14 protein-coding genes, 1 tRNA gene and 1 pseudogene are annotated in these 18,755 nt (G+C 77.5%); 8 read left to right on the plus strand and 8 right to left on the minus strand.

The annotated features are described in order from the left end of the window. Positions 1–2,756: DUF4011 domain-containing protein (locus ACRYR8_RS18035; RefSeq protein WP_432485904.1), on the minus strand; the 2,756-nt coding region annotated here is incomplete at its 3' end. A 64-nt stretch (positions 2,757–2,820) separates the two neighbouring features. Beyond that, positions 2,821–4,449 carry a PP2C family protein-serine/threonine phosphatase gene (locus ACRYR8_RS18040; protein ID WP_432485487.1) on the minus strand — a complete coding sequence of 543 codons (1,629 nt, stop codon included), beginning with the start codon at positions 4,447–4,449 and terminating at the stop codon, positions 2,821–2,823. 162 nt (positions 4,450–4,611) lie between these two features. Between ACRYR8_RS18040 and ACRYR8_RS18045 the strand changes: the two genes are divergently transcribed. Further along, entirely contained in the window at positions 4,612–5,484 is an 873-nt protein-coding gene (locus ACRYR8_RS18045; RefSeq protein WP_432485486.1) for a histidine phosphatase family protein, read from the plus strand. Then, positions 5,481–6,386: an NAD(P)H-hydrate dehydratase gene (locus tag ACRYR8_RS18050; protein ID WP_432485485.1), complete on the plus strand. Its 906-nt coding sequence runs from the start codon at positions 5,481–5,483 to the stop codon at positions 6,384–6,386. Before ACRYR8_RS18045 ends, ACRYR8_RS18050 begins: the two co-directional genes overlap by 4 nt. 12 nt (positions 6,387–6,398) lie before the next feature. On the opposite strand, the gene ACRYR8_RS18055 is transcribed toward ACRYR8_RS18050, so the two are convergent. After that, a complete protein-coding gene (locus ACRYR8_RS18055; protein WP_432485484.1) occupies positions 6,399–6,812 on the minus strand; it encodes a hypothetical protein in 414 nt (137 codons plus the stop codon). 305 nt (positions 6,813–7,117) lie between these two features. On the opposite strand from ACRYR8_RS18055, the gene ACRYR8_RS18060 reads away from it, so the two are divergent. Further along, positions 7,118–7,193 (plus strand) — tRNA-Arg (locus ACRYR8_RS18060). Between the two features lie 94 nt (positions 7,194–7,287). Here the strand turns inward: ACRYR8_RS18060 and ACRYR8_RS18065 are convergent. After that, the gene (locus ACRYR8_RS18065) at positions 7,288–8,829 is read right to left on the minus strand and encodes a hypothetical protein (RefSeq protein ID WP_432485483.1); all 1,542 of its coding nucleotides are present in this window, start codon (positions 8,827–8,829) and stop codon (positions 7,288–7,290) included. Between the two features lie 257 nt (positions 8,830–9,086). Between ACRYR8_RS18065 and ACRYR8_RS18070 the strand changes: the two genes are divergently transcribed. After that, positions 9,087–9,974, plus strand: a complete 888-nt coding sequence (locus tag ACRYR8_RS18070) for a Gmad2 immunoglobulin-like domain-containing protein (protein ID WP_432485482.1) — start codon at positions 9,087–9,089, stop codon at positions 9,972–9,974. Between the two features lie 38 nt (positions 9,975–10,012). Here the strand turns inward: ACRYR8_RS18070 and ACRYR8_RS18075 are convergent, their stop codons facing one another. Continuing rightward, positions 10,013–11,593, minus strand: a complete 1,581-nt coding sequence (locus ACRYR8_RS18075; RefSeq protein WP_432485481.1) for a methyl-accepting chemotaxis protein — start codon at positions 11,591–11,593, stop codon at positions 10,013–10,015. Positions 11,594–11,790: 197 nt separating this feature from the next. On the opposite strand from ACRYR8_RS18075, the gene ACRYR8_RS18080 reads away from it, so the two are divergent. Beyond that, the gene (locus ACRYR8_RS18080) at positions 11,791–12,936 is read left to right on the plus strand and encodes a glycerophosphodiester phosphodiesterase (protein ID WP_432485480.1); all 1,146 of its coding nucleotides are present in this window, start codon (positions 11,791–11,793) and stop codon (positions 12,934–12,936) included. Here ACRYR8_RS18080 and ACRYR8_RS18085 read toward each other — a convergent pair. Next, complete coding sequence (locus ACRYR8_RS18085; protein ID WP_432485479.1) at positions 12,902–14,188, minus strand: APC family permease; 1,287 nt, start codon at positions 14,186–14,188, stop codon at positions 12,902–12,904. The genes ACRYR8_RS18080 and ACRYR8_RS18085 overlap by 35 nt on opposite strands. 150 nt (positions 14,189–14,338) lie before the next feature. Here ACRYR8_RS18085 and ACRYR8_RS18090 point away from each other — a divergent pair. Then, positions 14,339–14,725: pseudogene (locus ACRYR8_RS18090) on the plus strand (GNAT family N-acetyltransferase); the annotation flags it as partial. 59 nt (positions 14,726–14,784) lie between these two features. On the opposite strand, the gene ACRYR8_RS18095 reads toward ACRYR8_RS18090, so the two are convergent. Together ACRYR8_RS18095 and aztD are read right to left on the minus strand one after the other, a co-directional pair. Continuing rightward, positions 14,785–15,720, minus strand: coding sequence for a metal ABC transporter substrate-binding protein (locus ACRYR8_RS18095; protein ID WP_432485478.1), 936 nt, complete (start codon positions 15,718–15,720; stop codon positions 14,785–14,787). Further along, positions 15,717–17,045, minus strand: a complete 1,329-nt coding sequence (aztD, locus tag ACRYR8_RS18100; RefSeq protein ID WP_432485477.1) for a zinc metallochaperone AztD — start codon at positions 17,043–17,045, stop codon at positions 15,717–15,719. The genes ACRYR8_RS18095 and aztD overlap by 4 nt, the downstream gene beginning before the upstream one ends. A gap of 85 nt (positions 17,046–17,130) precedes the next feature. Here aztD and ACRYR8_RS18105 point away from each other — a divergent pair, with 85 nt between their 5' ends. Further along, positions 17,131–17,847, plus strand: a complete 717-nt coding sequence (locus ACRYR8_RS18105; protein ID WP_432485476.1) for a metal ABC transporter ATP-binding protein — start codon at positions 17,131–17,133, stop codon at positions 17,845–17,847. Then, positions 17,840–18,697, plus strand: coding sequence for a metal ABC transporter permease (locus ACRYR8_RS18110; protein ID WP_432485475.1), 858 nt, complete (start codon positions 17,840–17,842; stop codon positions 18,695–18,697). Before ACRYR8_RS18105 ends, ACRYR8_RS18110 begins: the two co-directional genes overlap by 8 nt. Positions 18,698–18,755 lie beyond the last annotated feature (58 nt).

Genomic DNA, 18,755 nt, shown 5'->3' on the forward strand with positions numbered 1-18,755 from the left:
TCCCGCCCGGCGCCGGGCGGGACGGCGGCCAGCAGGCGGTCGTCCAGGCAGGCGTGCTGACGGTCCAGGCGCAGGCTCGGCAGCACCCCGGCGGCGTCGTCGAGCAGTCCGCGCGGCGTCGCGGCCGGGGTGGCGGCGGGTCGCGGCGCACCGGCGGTGCCCAGGTCGGCCGGTCCCGGCAGGGCGGGGTCGCCCACCACGACGACCTGGTGGGCGCGGGCCAGCGCCGGCAGCACCCACGAGGTCGCGCTCGAGCGCGCTCCCAGGACCACGACGAGGTCCGCGGGGGGCAGATCGGCGGCGAGAGCGGCGGCAGCAGCCGTCGACAGCGCCGTGCAGGGCAGCAGAGCACCCACCGACGCCAGTTCCGGCGCCACGGGCTCGGGCTCCCGGCCCGCTGCGCGCAGCGCCCGCGCGGGCGGTGCCGCGGGGGGCGGTGCGGCGGCCACCCGGGCGTCGACGGCCCGGCGCACCCGCCGCGCGTCGTGGGCGCGGGCGGCGGCCTCGGCCAGCTGCAGCCCGGCGCGGGCGCTGCGCAGCGCGGCTGCGTCGGGTGCACCGACGAGGGGGTCGGCCAGGGCCACGGCGTCCAGGACGCCCGCCCACCAGGCGCGCTCCACCTCGGCGGTCAGGTCCAGGCTGCCCGCACCGGCCCAGCGGGCGCCGAGGTCGTCCAGCAGGGGCTGCCAGCCGGCGGCGGCGAGCTGGTCGAGCAGCACGGTGCGCTCGGGCAGGTCGTCCAGGGCGGAGGCGTCGGCGGCGAGCGAGCGCAGCAGCGCGCTCAGCTCGGGCAGTTGCACGCTCAGCAGCGAGCCCTCGTCGGCCAGGTCGGTGAGCAGCCGCGAGGGCAGGACCCGCTGCAGGTCCAGCAGGTCCGCGCGCAGCGCCGCGACCGCGATGCACAGCTCGTCCAGGCCGTCGGGCACGTGCGGGGCGCCGTCGCGGATGGAGACGCGCTGCCAGGCGAGCCGCTGCGCCCGCGCCAGCTGCAGCCACTCGTGCAGCTCGGCGGTGCTCTCCGGCACCGCGCTGGGCAGCAGGAGGGTGCGGGCGTGGCGCCGCAGCCGCCAGCGCGCCAGAGCGCCCATGCGCACGCCGTTCTCGCGGCGCCACGCGGCGGTGGCGGTGGCGGCCGCCGGGTCGCCCAGCGAGGCGGAGAAGACGTCCGGGCCGAAGCGGATGACGGTGGCGCGCACCCCCTCCAGCAGCTCGACGCGCTCGGCCGCCTCGGCGACGGAGGCGGCCCCGCGCAGCCCGGCCGCGTCGCACACGGTGGCCATGACCGCCCGGGCCGCCGGCAGGGTGTGCTCCACGACGGCGCGCACGCGGGTGAGGGCGGCGTCGGCCGCCTCCCGGCTGCGCAGCTGCGCACCGGCCCACGCGCCGCTGGTGCCGGCGGTGTCGAAGGCGCCCAGCTCCACGGCCCGGCGCACCCGCCCGGCCCACACGGGCAGGTCCTCGCGCCGGCAGGACCCCAGGGCGTCACCGCGCAAGCGGCGGGTCGTCGTGGCCGGCACGGGCAGCTGGTCCAGCTCCGCCAGCGCCTCCAGGGCGTCGTGGGCGCTGACGCCCCACGGCTCGCGCGGACGGTGCAGGGCGCGGGCGTGCTCCTCCAGCGCGACCGCGCCGGCGGCCGGGTCGGGACGCGGGCCGGGGCCGTCGCCCCCGCCGCGGGCGGCGGCCTCGGCGCGGGCGGCGCGGGCCTGCTCGCGCACGTCGGCGAGCACGGCGGCCGCGTCGAGGTCGGCGCTCAGGTGCAGCACGAGCCGACCCAGGCCCTGCTCGCGCAGGCGCTCGTCGACGGCACGGCGCTCGGCGGTGGAGTCGGCCACGAGCAGGGTGGTGCGCCCGGCGGCCGCGCCGGCGGCCACGAGCGCCGCCGCGACCTGCGTGGCGCCGGTGCCGGTGGGGGCCTCCAGCCGCAGGTCGGCTCCGGTCAGGACGTGCTCGACGGCGCGGCGCTGCGCCGGGTCCAGCGCCAGGCCCGTGCGGCCGGCGGCGTCGGCCGCGTCGGGCCGGGACGGGCCGGCGGGGGCGGGGGGCACCTGCTCGGCCAGGGCCCGCACGACGCGGTGCCCGCGCACGGCGGCGCCGTGGTCGCGCAGGTGGGCGACGAGGTCCGAGCCGGGGTCGGCGAAGGTGCCGAGCAGCAGGCGGCGCTCCACCCGCAGACCGGGTGCGCCGGCGAGCTGGCGGCGCACCTCCTCCAGCGCGGGGTCGGGGTCGAAGCCGCGGTGGCGGCCCACGGCGCGCGCCACGCGGGTGGCGTCCAGCTCGACGCCCAGCTCGGCGCGGGCGGTGCGCACCAGCACCGGGTTGACGAGCACGCCGGCGTCCAGCCGCACCACGAAGTCGTCGCGGGTCTCGTCCAGGGGGGTCAGCGAGCAGCGGCGCAGCAGCAGGGGCGTGCGGCGGGACGTGGCGCCGGTCGACGGGGTCCAGGTGACGGTGCCGACCGCGACCGCCAGGACGCGGGTGCCGCGCTGGGCCAGCAGGGCCTCGGCCCGGCGGTGCACGGCCCGCACGCGGCGGCGGGCGTCGGCGAAGGCGCCGGACTCGCGCACGAGGCTGGACAGCGGCGCCGGCCCGCCGGCCAGCAGCTGCGCCAGGCCGGAGGGGTGCGCGGTCGTCAGGTCCAGCCCCGCCTCGGGGGTGTCGGGGTGGTCCAGCAACGCGGACGTGCCACCGAGCGCCTGCGCCTGCGCCCACCACTGCCGTCGGGTCGTGTCCGCGGTGGTGGGTGCTGCGTCGTTCACGCCTTCCACAGTAGGCGCGTGGACGGCCCGGTCCGCACGGTCGCCACGCGCGGCGCCCGGTGGTTCACCCCGTCCGGTGACCGGGCCCGGCCGCGTGCGCCCCGCGCGGGGCGGCGGGCAGGGCGCCGTCTCCGCGGGCGAGGACGACGAGGGTGACGTCGTCGCGGGCGCGGCCGCCGCTGTGGCGGCGGGCGGCCTCGAGCGCCTCGTCGACGAGGGCCTGCGGGGTCAGCTCGGGCAGTCCCGCCAGCGCCTCCAGGACCCCTTCCACGCCCAGCTCGTCGGTGGTGCCGCTGGGGCGCGCCTCGGTGAGGCCGTCGGTGTAGACGACGAGCATCGAGCCGGGTGCCAGGGAGACCGTGCCGGTGCTCCACGCGCCGGGCGTGTCCAGGTGCAGCCACGACAGCAGCGGACCGGTGGCCTCCAGCTGGGCGACCAGCCGGACGGTTCCGCCGTCGGAGCGCACCACCAGGGGGGCGGGGTGCCCGGCGTTGGCGTACCGCACGACCCCGGAGTCGGCGTCGACGACGGCGACGACGCAGCTGGCGAAGCGCTCGGCCTCGTCGGTGAAGACCCGCGCGGCCATGGCCAGCGCCAGGTCGGGTTCGGGTGCCAGGTGCAGGGCGGCCTCCAGCAGGCGCTTGAGCTGGATGGCGACGATGCCGGCGCGCGCCCCGTGGCCGGAGACGTCGGCGACCACGACGGCGTAGCGGCCGTCCTCCAGGTGCAGCACGTCGTACCAGTCGCCGGCCAGCAGGCCCTCGGCGGGGCGCAGCGCGGCGGCGGCGGTCCACCCGGCGAGGGTGGGCAGCTCGTGGGCGGCGAGCTGGTCGCGCACCTCGGCGACGAGGGGCTGCTTCTGGGCGAGGGCCTCGCGGGCGGAGACGGCGTCGGCGAGCTCGTCGAGGATGCGCCGGCGCATCGTCTCCGCGGAGTGCGCGACGGCGGCCAGCTCGGGCGGGCCGGCCAGCCCGAGGGGGGTCTGCAGGTCGCCGCGGCCGACGCCGAGCATCTGCTGGGACAGCGCGTCCAGGGGCCGGAGCACCCAGCGGCGCACGAGGTGCAGCATGGTGGGGACCATGAGCAGGGCGACGGCGGCGACGCCGACCTGCACGAGCTGGAAGCGGCCGAGGTCCTCCTCGGCCTCGGAGGCGTCGGCGAGGCGCTGGTCGCCGATGAGCTGCGCGACGTCCTCGACGTCGCGGTAGGCGTTGCGGAACTCCCGGCTGGCCGGGGCGTTGGCGAGGGCCGAGCGCAGGCCCTCCTCGTCGCCGGTCGCCTTCACGCGCGCCTGCTCGTCGGCGACGGTGTGCCAGGCGTCGACGTCGGCGAAGACCTCCTGCAGGTTGTCGGTGACCGCGGAGTCGCGCAGCAGCACCGCCTGCTCCCGGAGGACCTCCCTCTGCTCGGCGAGGTCGTCCACGAGGTCGGCACGCTCCCGCCCGAGGGAGGGGGTCTGGGTGGGGTCCGTGGAGAGGACGTACTGCTGGTGCACCGCGTGCAGCTCGACGAAGTTCCCCCTGAAGGCGCTGAGGCTGTCGGCGACCTGTCCCCACTGCTCCTGCGCCGCGCGCTCGTCCTCCCCGGTGGTGTGCAGCAGGCTCTGGGCGAGCACGAGGGTCAGCGCGAGGGAGACGAGCAGGAAGACGCCGGCCATGACGGACACCCGTCGCTGCAGGCTGGTGCGCAGCATGAGGTGGTGCCAGCGCCGCGCGAGCCGCTTCAGCCTGCACCTCCTCCTCGGCCGGCGGGCGGTCGGCCCACCGGGACTGCGTCGTCACACCTTGTCACCTCCCGCGGCGGGTCGGCAGCAGCTCGCCGCGCACGGGAGCGTCCGCTGGGATAGACGTGGGGGGTGGTCGACTCCCCCGCCGCCTCCGCCGCACCTCCCGACACGACCCCCGGCGTGCGCTGGCCGGCGTCCCTGACGCTGGTGCGCCACGGGCAGAGCACCGGCAACCTCGCCGACGCGCGGGCGCGCGCGCGCGGCGCCGAGGTGGTGGACGTGGGTGAGCGCGACGCGGACGTGCCCCTGTCGGAGCTGGGCCGGCGGCAGGCCGTGGCCGTGGGGGCCTGGCTGGCGACGGCGCCGGAGGCCCCGCCGGCGCCCCGGGTGGTGCTCAGCTCCCCGTACGCGCGGGCGCTGCGGACCGCGGAGGCGGTGGTGCGGGGGGCGCGCGAAGCGGGTCTGGAGGTGCCCGCCCCGCGCACCGACGAGCGCCTGCGCGAGCGGGACCTGGGCTGGTGGGACGGGCTGACGGGCGCGGGGGTGCGGGCCCGGTTCCCGGAGGAGGCGGCGCGCCGCACGCGGCTGGGGAAGTTCTACTACCGGCCGCCGGGCGGGGAGAGCTGGTGCGACGTGGCGCTGCGGGTGCGCAGCGTGCTGGCCTCGCTGCGCGAGGAGCACGCCGGCCAGGACGTGCTGGTGGTCTCCCACCAGGCGGTGATCATGAACTTCCGGCTGGTGCTGGAGGACCTGGACGAGCGATCGCTGCTGGAGCTGGACGCCTCCGAGCCGCTGGCGAACTGCTCGGTCACCTCGTACACCTCCCGCGGGGCGGGCGGCGGTGGCGTGCGGTTGCAGGTGGCCGGTGACACGCGGGCGGTGGCGGACGTGCGGGTCACCGACGACCCGGCCGACGACCCCGCGGACGAGGGCTCCCCGGACGGCGACCCGGCGCGGGACGGCGCCCGGGGCCCCGCCGGCGTCGCGGGGGCGGCGCGGTGAGCGGGCGGGGCGCCGCGGCGGGCGCGGTGACGGTCACCTCGGCGGTTCTGCGCGACTGGCCGCTGCCGCCGCCGGGGGTCGGCAAGGAGTCGCGGGGGCGCACCTGCGTGGTGGGCGGCAGCGACCGCACGCCGGGTGCGGTGCTGCTGGCGGCGGAGGCGGCGCTGCGCTGCGGCGCGGGCAAGCTCCAGGTGGCCACGACGACGTCCACGGCACCGGCGCTGGGGGTCGCGCTGCCGGAGGCGCTGGTGCTGGGGCTGCCGGCGAACGCCGAGGGGGGCATCGACCCCTCGTGCGGTGCGGACGGCTCGGAGCTGGCGGAGCTGGTGCAGGGCGCCCACGCGGTGTGCCTGGGCGTGGGGACGGTCGGCGAGGCCGCGGTGGTGGAGCTGCTGGAGGCCCTGGTGCCGCCGCTGCGGCGGACGGTGGTCCTGGACGCGCTGGGGCTCGCGCCGGTGACGCGCGACGCGACGTTCCTGCACCACCTGGACGGCCGGGCGGTGCTGACGCCGAACCTGGCGGAGCTGGCGATCGTGCTGGGCTCGGACGAGGAGGAGGTCGGGGGTGACACGGCGGCTGCGGCGCGGGAGCTGGCGCGCCGCAGCCGGTGCGTGGTGGCCGCCGGTGGCGGGGAGTCGTGGATCGCCGCCCCGGACGGGCGCCTGTGGCTGGACGTCTCGGGCGGGGCGGGGCTGGGCGTCTCCGGTTCCGGCGACGTGCTCGCCGGGATCGTCACGGGTCTGTGCGCCCGGGGGGCGGACCCGGTGCAGGCGGCGGTGTGGGCGTGCCACCTGCACGGGCGCGCCGGGGACCGGCTGGCCAGCTCGGTGGGCCGGCTGGGGTTCCTGGCCCGGGAGCTGCCCGCGGAGGTGCCGCGGGTGCTCGCCGAGGTCGAGGTGTAGGCGGCCCGGACCTCAGGCCAGCAGGGCCGCGGCGGCGGGAACGAGGTCGGCGCGGGGCACCTGCAGGTTCCACGTGGTGGAGGAGCGCTGGCCGGCGGCGTGGGGGTCGCCGTCGGGTCCGGCCCAGGACTGCGGCTGGGCGGTGACCTTCCAGGCGCCGGTGCCGTGCTGGCGGGCGCGGGCGGCGAGCTCGTCGTCGCCGGAGCCCGCGGCTGCGGAGGCGATGACGTCCACGGCCCGGGCGAGGGAGCGCGCGTCGTAGAAGGCGATGGTGCACCCGGCATCGGTGGCGGAGGTCGCCACCAGGATGCAGCCGGACTCGTGCAGGGCGGCGTCGATGGCTGCGACGGCAGCGCTCTGGCGGGGCGCCCGGCGGGGGCCGGGGACGCTCGCGCGGGCGTCGGTGCGCAGGGTCTGAACGGACATCCGGAGTTCTCCTCGGGAGACGACGTCGGCCGGGTGTCGGAGTCCCCGTCGACTCGGTCCGACACCCAGGAGACGGCATCGGTCGGCGTGTCTTGCGGCTTGAGTGTAGGCACCCGGACGGCCCCCTCCCGCACGGCGGGGGTCGTCGTTCGCCTGCGGCGCAGCCGAAGTCAACGACAGCGCGTCGTAGTTCGCCGTGGTCGGACGCCGCGGGCCCCGGCCGGGTGCTCGCGGGGGCCCGCGGCGGACGGCGGGCGCGGGGTGCCCGCTAGACTCGCAGCGGTCGCGGCGCCGCCCGCGGGCGCGCCCCCGTAGCTCAGGGGATAGAGCATCGGTTTCCTAAACCGTGTGTCGCAGGTTCGAATCCTGCCGGGGGCACCAGCAGCACCGCAGGCCACCTGCCCCGGCAGGGGTGCCGGCGGGCGGTGGCGCTCGGCGCGCTGGTGGTCCCGGTCGTCCTCACGGGCGAGCTGCCTCAGCTCGCCGTGACCCGCCCGGTGACCCACGTGTAGGTCAGCGAACCGTGCTGGAAGTCCTGCCGGACCCCGCCGGGCACCAGGACCTCCTCGCCCGTGGGGTAGCCGAAGCGGCTGTTCTCCCAGCCGGCGGAGGCCCAGTGGTCGCGGATGGCGCCCTTGACGAGCAGCACCGGCCTCGGGTCGTCCGCGTAGCTGCGGGTGTACAGCGACCCGCGCTCGAAGTGCTGCGCCGACCAGCCGTCCTTCAGCTGGATGAACGGGTCGGAGGTGGGGTAGCCGATGCCGCGCTCCCAGCCGAGCTCCCCCCACCGGTCCAGGACCCCCCGGGCCTCGAGGACGTAGTGCGCCCCGGTGCGCGGCCCGCGGTAGATCGCGCCGTACTCGAAGCGCTGGAAGGCACCGCCGTCCGGCAGGGCCACCTCACCGGCCACCGGCATGACGAGGAAACCGCTCTCGCGCCTGGCGCGGTCGTAGGCGTCGCGGATCGCACCGCGCACCGCGTGCGCGCCGCTGCGGGCGCTGGAGTAGATCGATCCGCCCTGGAAGTGCTGGACCTGCGCGAACCCCCCGCGTCCGGCGTCGTCCTCGTCGCTCACCGGGTAGCCCAGCGCCGATCGCTCCCAGCCGAGGCGGGCGTACTCGTCGCGGACGGCTCCCCGCACCCGCCACACCCCGCTGTCCGGGCTCCAGTACAGCGACCCGCCGGTGAAGTGCTGGCCGAAGCCGCCGCGCAGCAGCGGGCCGAACTCGTCGGTCAGCGGCAGGCCGGTGCCGCGCTCGAAGTCGCGGGCGGCGTAGCCGGCGGCGATCGCCCCGCGCACCGCGTGCGCACCGGCGGACGGCGACCAGTAGACCGTCCCGCCCTCGAAGCGCGTGTAGAGCCCGTCGAGGGTGCTGACGCCGAACTCGCTGGTCAGCGGGTGCCCCAGCCAGCCGCTCGTGCCGCCGCTGGCGCGGTGGCGGTCGTGGATCGCACCGCGCACGACGTGCCCGCCGGAGCGCGGGTCGAGGTGGAAGGCGCCGTCGGCGGCGCGGTGCACCACCACCCCCTGCGCGGTGGTGGCCGACGGGGTCCGCGAGAGCCCGGTCAGCGCCTGCGGCGACCCCGGCCGGTCGTCCCCCTCGGCGAGGTACCGCTCGACGCTGGGCCAGCCGTCGCAGCCGTGGGTGCCCACAGGCGCGCTGACCGCCACGACGCCCCCGGCGGCGTCGAGCAGCCGGAACACCCCGCCCTGGCCGTCGGTGAGGCGCAAGTTCACCGCCCGGGGGCCCGGGCCCGGCTCGACGGCGGACAGCTCCCCGTTCGGCAGCCGCACGTCGGTCACCGTCCCGTCCGAGGTGAAGGTCACCAGGTGCCCAGGCAGCCCCAGCACGCAACTGGCCCGCACGTCCAGGTCCTGCACCGCCGCGCTCGCCGGCGGCGCTCCCAGCACCGTCACCGCGAGCGCCGCCCCCAGCACGGTCGTCGCGGCCGGCCGGCCCCTCCGGGCGCCTCCCCGCTCCTTCTCCCCCGTGGTGCTGCGCGTGCTCGTGCCCACGTCGTCCTCCCCCTGCGCGGACGCCGTCGTCCGCCTCGCCCCCGCGCTCCCCCCGAGCGCGGCCGGCCGCCGACGCCCCCGCCGCGGTCCGTGGCACTCGTTGTACACCCGGGCGCCGCTTCGGGGTCGGGGTTTTCGGAGCCGCCGGCGGTGCCGTGCCGGGGCCCTCCGGGGCGTGCTGAACCGCGGCACCGGGACACGGGCTCGGGCCGGGGGTAACGTCGGTGATCGTGAGGCTGCCGACGAGAGACCGCCCGGTGACCACGGGGCCCGCCAGCACGGCCCTGGTCCTCTCCTGCACCCTGCTGATCGCCGCGTGCGGGTCCCAGGACGCCTCCCCCACGGCGGCGACCACGACCCCGTCCACCAGCACCAGCACCAGCACCAGCACCGAGAGCACGCCCCCGGCCGAGACCGTCACCGTGCCCGCCTACTACGCCGGCCGCACCGGCCTGGAGGGCGGCCTGGAGGTCGCGCTCTACCGGGAGTTCGCGGACGTCCCGCTGGAGGGGGACCGGGTCTCCACGGCGCTGGACGTGATGCTGCAGCAGCCGAGGGACCCGGACTACTTCGTCCCGTGGCCGGAGGGCACGCGGGTGCTGGGCGTGGAGCGCACGGCCGACCTGGTGACGGTGGACCTGTCCGCCGAGGCCGCGACCGCGCCGCCGGGGGCCGGTGAGGACCTGGCCCGGGCCGCGGTGCAGCAGGTCGTGCACACGGTCACGGCGGCCGACGACGCGGTGGCCGGGGTGCAGCTGCTCATCGACGGCTCGCGCGTGCCGGACCTGTGGGGCCTGGGCGCCCACGCCGGGGAGGCGCTGGCGCGTGCGCAGGCGTCCGAGGTGCTGGGACCGGTGTGGCTGCTGGAGCCGGAGCAGGGCGCCGAGGTGACGTCCCCCGTGGAGCTGGGCGGTGAGGCGTCGGTGTTCGAGGCGACCGTCGGCTGGGACGTCACCGACGCCTCGGGCGCGGTCGTGGCCGAGGGGTTCGCGACCGCCGCCGAGGGCGCCCCGGGTCGCGGGGCGTGGTCGGCGCAGGTGCCCTCCCTGGAACCGGGTGAGCACGTGGTGCGGGCCTTCTCGGTCTCCGCGCGCGACGGGTCGGTCGTGGCCGTGGACTCCAAGACCGTCACCGTCGCCGGCTGACCCCCGGCCGGGGGCCGGCCGGGGGCGGGGTGCGGGCGTCAGACGGAGAAGACCTGCACCGTCCGCTGCAGCTGCGCGGACGTCTCGGCGACGCCGCGGGCGGCGTCGCGCACGCCTTCCAGGTCGTGGGAGGTCCGGCGGGCGGCGTCGACGACCCCGTCGAGGGTGGCGGTGATGACGCGCCCGGACTCGGCGGCGGCGGCGACCTGGTCGACCATCCCGCCGGTGGTGGCGTTCTGCTCGTCGACGGCGGCCGCGATGGTGCTCTGGTAGTCGTCGATGCGGGCGACGATGTCGCTGATCTCGGAGATGCGGGCCGCGGCCTGGGCGACGGCGTGCTGGATGGCGCCGATGCGCCCGGTGATGTCCTCGGTGGCCGTCGCGGTCTGCTGCGCCAGCTCCTTGACCTCCCCGGCGACCACCGCGAAGCCCTTGCCCATCTCCCCGGCGCGGGCGGCCTCGATGGTGGCGTTCAGCGCCAGCAGGTTCGTCTGCTCCGCGATCGCGGTGATGACCTTCACGACGCTGCCGACCTCGGAGGAGGAACGGCCCAGCTCGGCGACGGCGCGGCTGGTCTCCGAGGCGACGCCGACGGCCTCCTGGGCGATCTGCGCGACGGACTGGGCGTTGCGGGTGATGTCGCCGGTGGCCTCGCCCATGCGGCGGGCACCGGAGGACACCTCGGCGATGCGGGCGGTGACGTCCTGCGCGTTGCCGCTGACCTCGACCGCGCGGGCGCTGGTGCCGGCGGCGTGCTCGGCGATCTGGTCGCTGGAGGCGACGAGCCGGGAGGCGGCCGCGTCCAGGTCGCCGGCGGCGGTGGTGACGTCGCACACCACGCCGGCGGCGCGGTCCAGGGTCGCGTTCAGCGCGAGGGCCAGGTGCTCCAGCTCGGTCCGGCCGCGGCCGGTGTCCAGGCGGGCGGACAGGTCGCCGCGGGCGAGGACGTCGGTGGCGCGCCGGATGGGGCGCACGATGCTGCGGCCGACGGCCAGGGACACCAGCGCGCACGCGAGGAGGAGCGCGCCGCCGCCCAGGGCGAGCTCGCGGGCGTCGGCGAGCGCGGCGGCGGAGACGGAGTCCACGTAGACGCCCGAGCCGACGACCCAGCCCCAGGGGGCGTACCCGGCGACGTAGGACGTCTTGGGCTGCGGGTCCTCCTCACCGGGCTTGGGCCACTGGTAGTCGACGAACCCGGCGCCGTCGCGGCGCACGACGTCGACCATCTCCACGAACAGCGCCTTGCCGTCGGGGTCGGTCGTTGCGGACAGGTCCGTGCCGTTCAGCTCGGGCTTGATCGGGTGCATGAGCATCGTGGGGCTCGTGTCGTTGACCCAGAAGTACTCCTCGCCGGAGTAGCGCAGGGAGGCGAGCGCCGCGAGGGCCTGCTCCTGGGCCTCGGCCTCGCCGAGGCGGCCGGCGTCGGCCTCGGCGCCGTAGTGCTCGACGACGCCGAGGGCGGTCTGCACGACGGCGCGGGTGGCGGCCTGGCGCTCGGCGAGGATCCGGTCGAGCGTCTGCAGGCTCGCGAGCACGGTGACACCCGCGATCCCGGCGGCGGCGACGAGGACGACGATCAGCAGGCGTGCGGCGATCGACCTGACGCTGGTGCCCTTCACGGTGCAGCTCCCTCGCTGGGGCGGCCTCCGACGGGCCGCTGGGTGAGCATCGGCAGGCGGGGGCCGCTGCTTGAGGGCGCCGGCGCCGGCGGGGACGGACGGCGCCGCACCGCGGGGACCCGGCGTCGGCGCCTCGTCACCGGGTGTTCGCTGAGGGTTCGTTGAGAGCGCGCCGGGTCGTGGCCAGACTCCGCCGGGTGAGATCGCGCACCGTCGCCGCCGCCACCCTGGCCGCCGCCACCGTCCTGACCCCCCTGTCCGCCGCCACCGCCTCGCCGCCCACGCCGCCGGAGCACGGGCGCGAGGAGGCCGCCCCGCTGATCGTGGGTCACCGCGGCGCCTCCGCCTACCGGCCCGAGCACACGCTGGCCGCCTACGAGCTGGCCGCCCTGATGGGCGCCGACGTCATCGAGCCGGACCTGGTCTCCACCAAGGACGGCGTGCTCGTGGTGCGCCACGAGAACGAGATCTCCGGGACCACCGACGTCGAGGAACGTCCCGAGTTCGCCGACCGGCGGGCCACCAAGACCATCGACGGCGTCGAGCTGACCGGCTGGTTCACGGAGGACTTCACCCTCGCGGAGCTGAAGACCCTGCGCGCCGAGGAGCGCCTGCCGGAGCTGCGCCAGGAGAGCACGATCTTCGACGGCGCCTACGAGGTGCCGACCTTCGAGGAGGTCCTCGACGAGCGCGAGCGCCTCTCGGAGGAGCTGGGCCGCGAGATCGGCATCATCCCCGAGATCAAGCACTCCACCTACTTCGAGTCCATCGGCCTGCCCATGGAGCGCAAGGTGGTGCACGCGCTGAAGAAGCACCACCTGAACCACCCGGACTCGCCCGCGACCGTGCAGTCGTTCGAGCTGACGAACCTGATCGAGCTGCGCACGAAGTTCGGGCTGAGCGCGGACTCGGTGTTCCTCACCTCCGCCTCCGGCGCCCCGTACGACCTGGCCGCCGAGGGCGACGCGCGCACGTACGCGGACCTGCTGACGCCGTCGTCGCTGAGGTACCTGGCCCGCTACGTGGACGCCGTCGGCCCGTCGCTGACCCAGGTCGTCGCGCTGGAGGAGGACGGCACGCTGGGCGAGGAGACGACCCTGGTCGCCGACGCGCACGCCGCCGGCCTCGAGGTGGTCCCGTACACCCTGCGCGCGGAGAACGAGTTCCTGCCGGTGGACTACCGCAGCAGCGAGGACCCGGCGGAGTTCGGCCGCGTGCTGGACCTGGCGCAGGTGTACTTCGAGGCCGGCGTCGACGGCATCTTCACCGACTCCCCCGACCTGGGTGACGTGGCCCGCGACCGCTTCGTCAGCGAGCGCGACGGCGGGCAGCACGCCGGCTGACCAGCCGGTACAGCACCCCGGCCGCGAGCACCGCGGCCCCGGTGAGCACGGACGCCGCCGGCAGCGTGGCCACCAGCGCCACGCAGCCGGCGGCGCCCAGCACCTGCAGGGACCTGGGGAACCTGCGCTGGTCGCGCGGCTGGCCGATCGCGGCGAGGTTCGTGACGAGGTAGTACAGCAGCACCCCGAACGACGAGAAGCCGATGGCGCCGCGCAGGTCGACCGTGAGGACGAGGGCCACCACGACGAGCGCCACGGCCGCCTCCGCGCGGTGCGGCACGGAGAACCGCGGGTGCACCGCGGCCAGCGGCCGGGGCAGGTCGCCCTCGCGGGCCATCGCGAGCGCGGTGCGCCCCACCCCCGCCACCAGCGCCAGCAGCGCCCCGGTCGCCGCGGCGGCGGCCCCGACGCGCACCAGCGGCGCGGCCCACTGCCACCCGCTGGCCTGCACGGCCGCGAGGACGGGCGCGGTGGTGCCGGCGGTCCCCTCGGCGCCGAGGACGGCGAGCACGGCGACGGCCACCGCCGCGTACAGGACGACGGCGGCGCCGAGGGCGAGGACCACCGCCCGCGGGATCGTGCGGGCCGGGTCGCGCACCTCCTCGGCGAGGGTGGCGATGCGCGCGTACCCGGCGAACGCGAAGAACAGCAGGCCCGCGGACTGCAGAACCCCGTACCAGCCGCCGGGTGCCTCCCACGCCAGCCGCGCGGCGTCGGCGCGCCCGCCGGCGGCGGCCGCGGCCAGCACGAGCGCCAGCGCCGCCAGGGCCACGCCCAGCAGGACGCGGGTGGCGCTGGCGGTGCGGGTGACGCCGCGCAGGTTCACCGCCGCCAGCACGAGGACGACGGCGGCGGCCACCGGCCGCTGCCAGGCCGCGGGCACGAGGTGGGCGGCGACCACCAGGGCCATCGCGGCGCAGCTGGCGGTCTTGCCGATGACGAAGCCCCAGCCGGCGAGGAACCCCCACCACGGGCCCAGGCGCTCCCGGCCGTACACGTAGGTGCCGCCCGCGGACGGGTACGTCGCGGCGAGCTGGGCGGAGGCCACCGCGTTGCAGAACGCCACGACGGCGGCCACCGCCAGGCCCACCAGCAGGGAGGTGCCGGCCGCGGCGGCGGCCGGGCCGACGGCGGAGAACACCCCCGCACCCACCATGGAGCCCAGGCCGATCGCGACGGCGTCGCCGGTTCCGAGGCGGCGGGCGAGCGCGGGGGGCGCCGGGGGGTTCGGGGCGGCCGAGGGGGGCGTCACGCGCGGGACCGTAGCCGCGCCGGGTGAACGCGCGGTGTCGCTCGCGACGCCGGTCGCGGCGTGCGCCTGGCACAGTGGGCGGCCGTGCCCGCCGGAACCTGGTCCCACCAGCCCCTGTCCCCCGCGACGCTCGCCGGCGCGCAGGAGGTGATGCGCACCTGCATCGCGCGCGACTTCGGCGACGCGCACGACCCGGTGGTGCACGCCGACGTCGACGACCCGCTGCACCGCTACCCCGGCACCGCGGAGGCGTTCCTCCTCGTCGCGGTCGACGACGCCACCGGCGAGGTGCTCGGCACGGCGGGGCTGCGCGACGGGCGCCTGCGCCCGGGGGCGAGCCCGCGGCACCTCGTCGAGCGCTACGCCGACGGCCGCACCGGTCAGCTGGTGCGCGTGTACGTGGCCGCCGGGGCCCGCCGCCGCGGGATCGCGCGCGGCCTGGTGGCGGCGGTGCGCGAGCGGGCCGCGGCGGACGGCCGCTACGGGCGCCTGGCCCTGCACACCTACCGCCACTCCCCCGGCGCGGTCGCGTTCTGGGAGGCGCTGGGCGCCCGCGTCGTCGCGGACGACTCCGCGGGCGCCTCGCGCAGCGTCTTCTACGAGTTCCGCGGGTCCTGCGGGTCCGGGGCGGCCGGCGACGTCGCGGGGGCCGCCGGGTCCGGCCCGTCGCAGACCAGCCCGGCGGTGAGCGCGGCGAGGTTGCGGCGCACCAGCGAGGGGTAGTCCCCGCCCCCCCGGGCGCGCTCGCCCGGGTCGAGCACGCCGGTGCCCACGCCGAGCTCCTGCGCCAGGGCCTCGGTGACCTCCGGGCTGGTGGAGACCTCGAAGAAGATCGTGCGCACGCCGGCGTCGCGGACGACGTCGACGACGCGCCGCACGCGGGCCGGGGAGGGCTCCACGTGCGGGTCGATGCCGGCGACGCCGACCTGACGCAGGCCGTAGCGGTCGGCGAGGTAGCCGAACGCCTCGTGGGAGGTGACGAGCGTGGCCCCGCGGCACGGTTCGAGGGCCCGGGCGTGCTCGGCGTCCAGGGCGGCGGTCTGCTCCTCGAGCGCCCGCGCACCCGCGGCGTAGTCGGCGGCGCCGGCCGGGTCCAGCTCGGCGAGGGCGTCGGCGACGAGCCCGCCGGCTTCGCCCAGGCGGACCGGGTCGAGCCAGAAGTGCGGGTCGGCGCCGAGGTCGGCGAGCACGGCGGTGTCGACCACGCGCCCGGGCGACGAGACCTCCAGGGCGTCGTCGGTGGCCGGCTGCAGGCCGGACTGGTGCACCAGCAGGTCGGCCTCGCCGAGCGCGCCGACCTGCGCGGCGCTCATCTCCACGTCGTGGCTGTCGCCACCGGGCGGCACGAGGCCCGTCACGTCGACGCGTTCGCCGCCGACGACCTCGGCGACGTGCTGCAGCGGGGGCGAGGAGGCCAGGACGTCCAGCCGGCCGTCGTCGCCGTCGTCCCCCGCCACCCCGCTGGAGCAGGCGGCGGGGGCCAGGGCGGCGACGACGAGCGCGGCGGCGGCCCGGCGGCGGGCGCGGCTCACGCGGTGCCGGACCCCTCGGCGTCGTGCTCGTCCTCGTGGTCGTGCTCGTCCTCGTGGTCGTGCTCGCCCTCGTGCGCGGCGGCGCCGGTCACGCCGTTCAGCTCGTTCGGCACGACCTCCAGCTGCGTGCTCCCGAACACCTCGCCGGTGGCGACGTCGACGGCGTGCAGCTCCTTCGTCGCCGGCTCGGTGACGTACGCGGTGCCGTCCAGGACCAGCAGCGTGGGCCGCGGCTCCTGCCACTCCAGCGGCTCCTCCCACGGCGCGACGACGGGGATCGAGCGCACGAGGGACCCCGACTCAGGATCGATGACGTGCAGGGCGCCGTCCGTGCCCAGCACGAGGGCCTCGCCGTCCTCGCCGCGCCCCAGGGAGCGGAAGGAGTAGGAGGCGGGCAGGTCCACCAGGCGCAGGGAGGCGTCGCGGGTGTCGACGAGGGAGACGCGGGTGGGGCGCTCCAGCTCGGCGTCGGGGTCGGTCTTGTAGTCGCCCAGGACGACCGGGGAGGCCTCGGAGCCGGCCTGGTTGCCGATGCGGCCGTAGGGGTCGGGGGCGGTGACCTCGGTGATGGTGCCGTCGCGGTGGACGAGGGCGCCGTCCTCGCAGCCGATGACGACGGCCTCGCCGGCGGCCACGGCCTCGCCGTGCACACCGGGGCAGCCGGGGTTCGCGGCGATCTCGGCGCCGGAGGCGTCGAGCCAGCGGGTGCCGGTGCGCTCCTCCTCGGTGCCCTCGGAGACGATCAGGCTCCCGTCGGAGAGCTCGACCGCGACGCCGTGGTGGGCGGCGGGGGTGGTCAGCTCGCGCTGCTCGCGGTCGGGGTCGGCGACGTCGGCGGAGTCGAAGACGGTGACGTCCCCGGTGCCGTCGTCGAACAGGGCGGTGCGGCCCTCGTGCACGACGACGTGGCCGGGCTTGACGGCCTCGAAGCCCACGCCGGTCAGCTCGGGCTCGGCGGTGTAGTGGTGCGAGTGGTCGCCGTGCGGTTCACCCCAGGTGCCGGCGTCGAGCACCTGGAAGGCGCCGGTGGTGGACAGCAGCAGGTGCCGGCCGTCGCCGGCGGGGTTGAGGCGGTTGAAACCCTCCACGGGCAGATCGGCGACGACCTCGAAGGTGGAGGCGTCGAGCACCTGCACGCCGCCGTCGTACGTCAGGGCGAGGCGGGGGGTGCTGGCGGCGACCTCGGTGGCGGCCGCGGCGGGTTCGGGGGCGGACTCGGCGCCGGCGGTGGCGGCGGGTTCGGAGGCGCCTGCGCCGCAACCGGTGAGCAGGAGGAGCGAGAGCAGCGAGCCGGCGGCGAGCGGGCGGGTGGCCAGGTGGTGCACGGGGGTCCTCGGTTCCGTCGGGGGTGTGCCGCCCCGGGCGGGGCGCCCCGGAAGCTAGCAAACGATTGTGATTATCATCAACAACGTGTCAGCGCCCCCGCCCCGCTCCCCCGCCCTCGCCTACCGCCGCTGCTGCGCCGGTTACGCCGACGGCCCCGTCGTGCGCGACGTGGACCTGGAGGTCTCCCCCGGCGAGTGCGTCGCCCTGCTCGGGCCCAACGGCGCCGGCAAGACCACCCTGGTGCGCGCCGCGCTGGGCCTGGCGCGCGTGCACTCCGGGCACCTCGAGGTGCTCGGCCACCCGCACGACCGGCTGCCCGCCGGCGCGGGCCTCGGCTACGTCCCGCAGCGGCACACCGCGGCCACCGCCGTGCCCGCCACCGTCGCCGAGGTCGTCGCGGGCGGGCGCCTGGGCGGCTCCGGCCCGCTGCGCCGCCTGCTGCCGGCGCAGCACCGCCGCGACCGCACCGCCGTGCTCGGCGCCCTGGAGCGCGTCGGGCTGCGCGACCGCGCCCGCACCCCCCTCGCCGAGCTCTCCGGCGGCCAGCAGCGCCGGGTCCTGCTGGCCCGCGCCCTCGCCGGCGCCCCGCGCCTGCTGCTGCTGGACGAGCCCACCGCCGGCGTCGACACCGGCGCGGCGCGGGCCGTCGCCGCCGTGCTGCGCGAGCAGCTCGACGGCGGCACCGCCGTCGTCCTCGTCACCCACGAGACCGCCGCCCTTGCCCCCGTCCTGCACCGCGTCGTGCGGGTCGAGGGCGGTTGCGCCTGCGAAGAGCGCCGGGAGGTGGCCGCCGGTGCCTGAACTGCTGGAACTGCTGGACTACGCGTTCCTGCGCCGCGCCCTGCTGGCCGCCGCGATGGTGGGTCTAGCAGCCCCGCTCGTCGGCGCGTTCCTCGTCCAGCGCGGCCTCTCCCTCGTCGGCGACGGCCTCGGCCACGTCGCGCTCGCCGGCGTCGGGGTCGGGGTGCTCACCGGGCGGACCCCGGTGTGGACGGCGCTGGCCGCCGCGGTGGGCGCCGCCCTGCTCATCGAGGTCGTCCGCCACCGCGGCCGCACCGGCGGCGACGTCGCGCTCGCGCTGCTGTTCTACGGCGGCATCGCCGGCGGTGCGGTGCTGCTGAGCCTGGCGCCGGCAGGCGGGGCGGACCTCGAGAGCTACCTGTTCGGGGCGATCACCACCACCAGCGCCGCGGACGTGCGCGCCTTCGCCGCGCTCACCGCCGTCGTGGTCCTGACCGTGCTCGTGCTGCGCCCGTGGTTCTTCGCCGCCGGCAACGACGAGGAGCACGCCCGGGCCGTGCGCCTGCCGGTGTTCCGGCTGAACTGCACCCTGGCCGTGCTCACCGCCGTGACCGTCGTGCTGTCGATGCGCACCGTGGGGCTGCTGCTGGTCAGCGCCCTGCTCGTCGTGCCCGTGGCCACAGCCCAGCGGCTGTGCCGGGGTTTCGGCGCCCTGCTGCTGACGGCGGGCACCCTCGGGGCCGCCGTCGGCGTGGGCGGGGTGGCGACCTCCGCCGTGGTGGGCACGCCCTCCGGCGGCACGATCGTGCTGCTGGCGCTGGCGGTGTTCGCGGTGGTCGCGGCCGCCGCGGGGCTGCGGTCCTCCCTGGTGCGGACCGGGTGGGGTCCGCGGCGAGCGACGGCGTCGTGACCACCCCCGCCCCCGTCCCGGGCGCGACGACGCCCCCGGGCCCCCGGGGGGGCCGGGG

It is taken from the genome of Kineococcus esterisolvens (assembly GCF_050871405.1).
GTDB lineage: Bacteria > Actinomycetota > Actinomycetes > Actinomycetales > Kineococcaceae > Kineococcus.

Coding starts and splice junctions, on each gene's coding strand:
- ACRYR8_RS18040 (WP_432485487.1), bottom strand. CDS start 4,449: ATGCTGCGCACCAGCCTGCAGCGACGGGTGTCCGTCATGGCCGGCGTC.
- ACRYR8_RS18055 (WP_432485484.1), bottom strand. CDS start 6,812: ATGTCCGTTCAGACCCTGCGCACCGACGCCCGCGCGAGCGTCCCCGGC.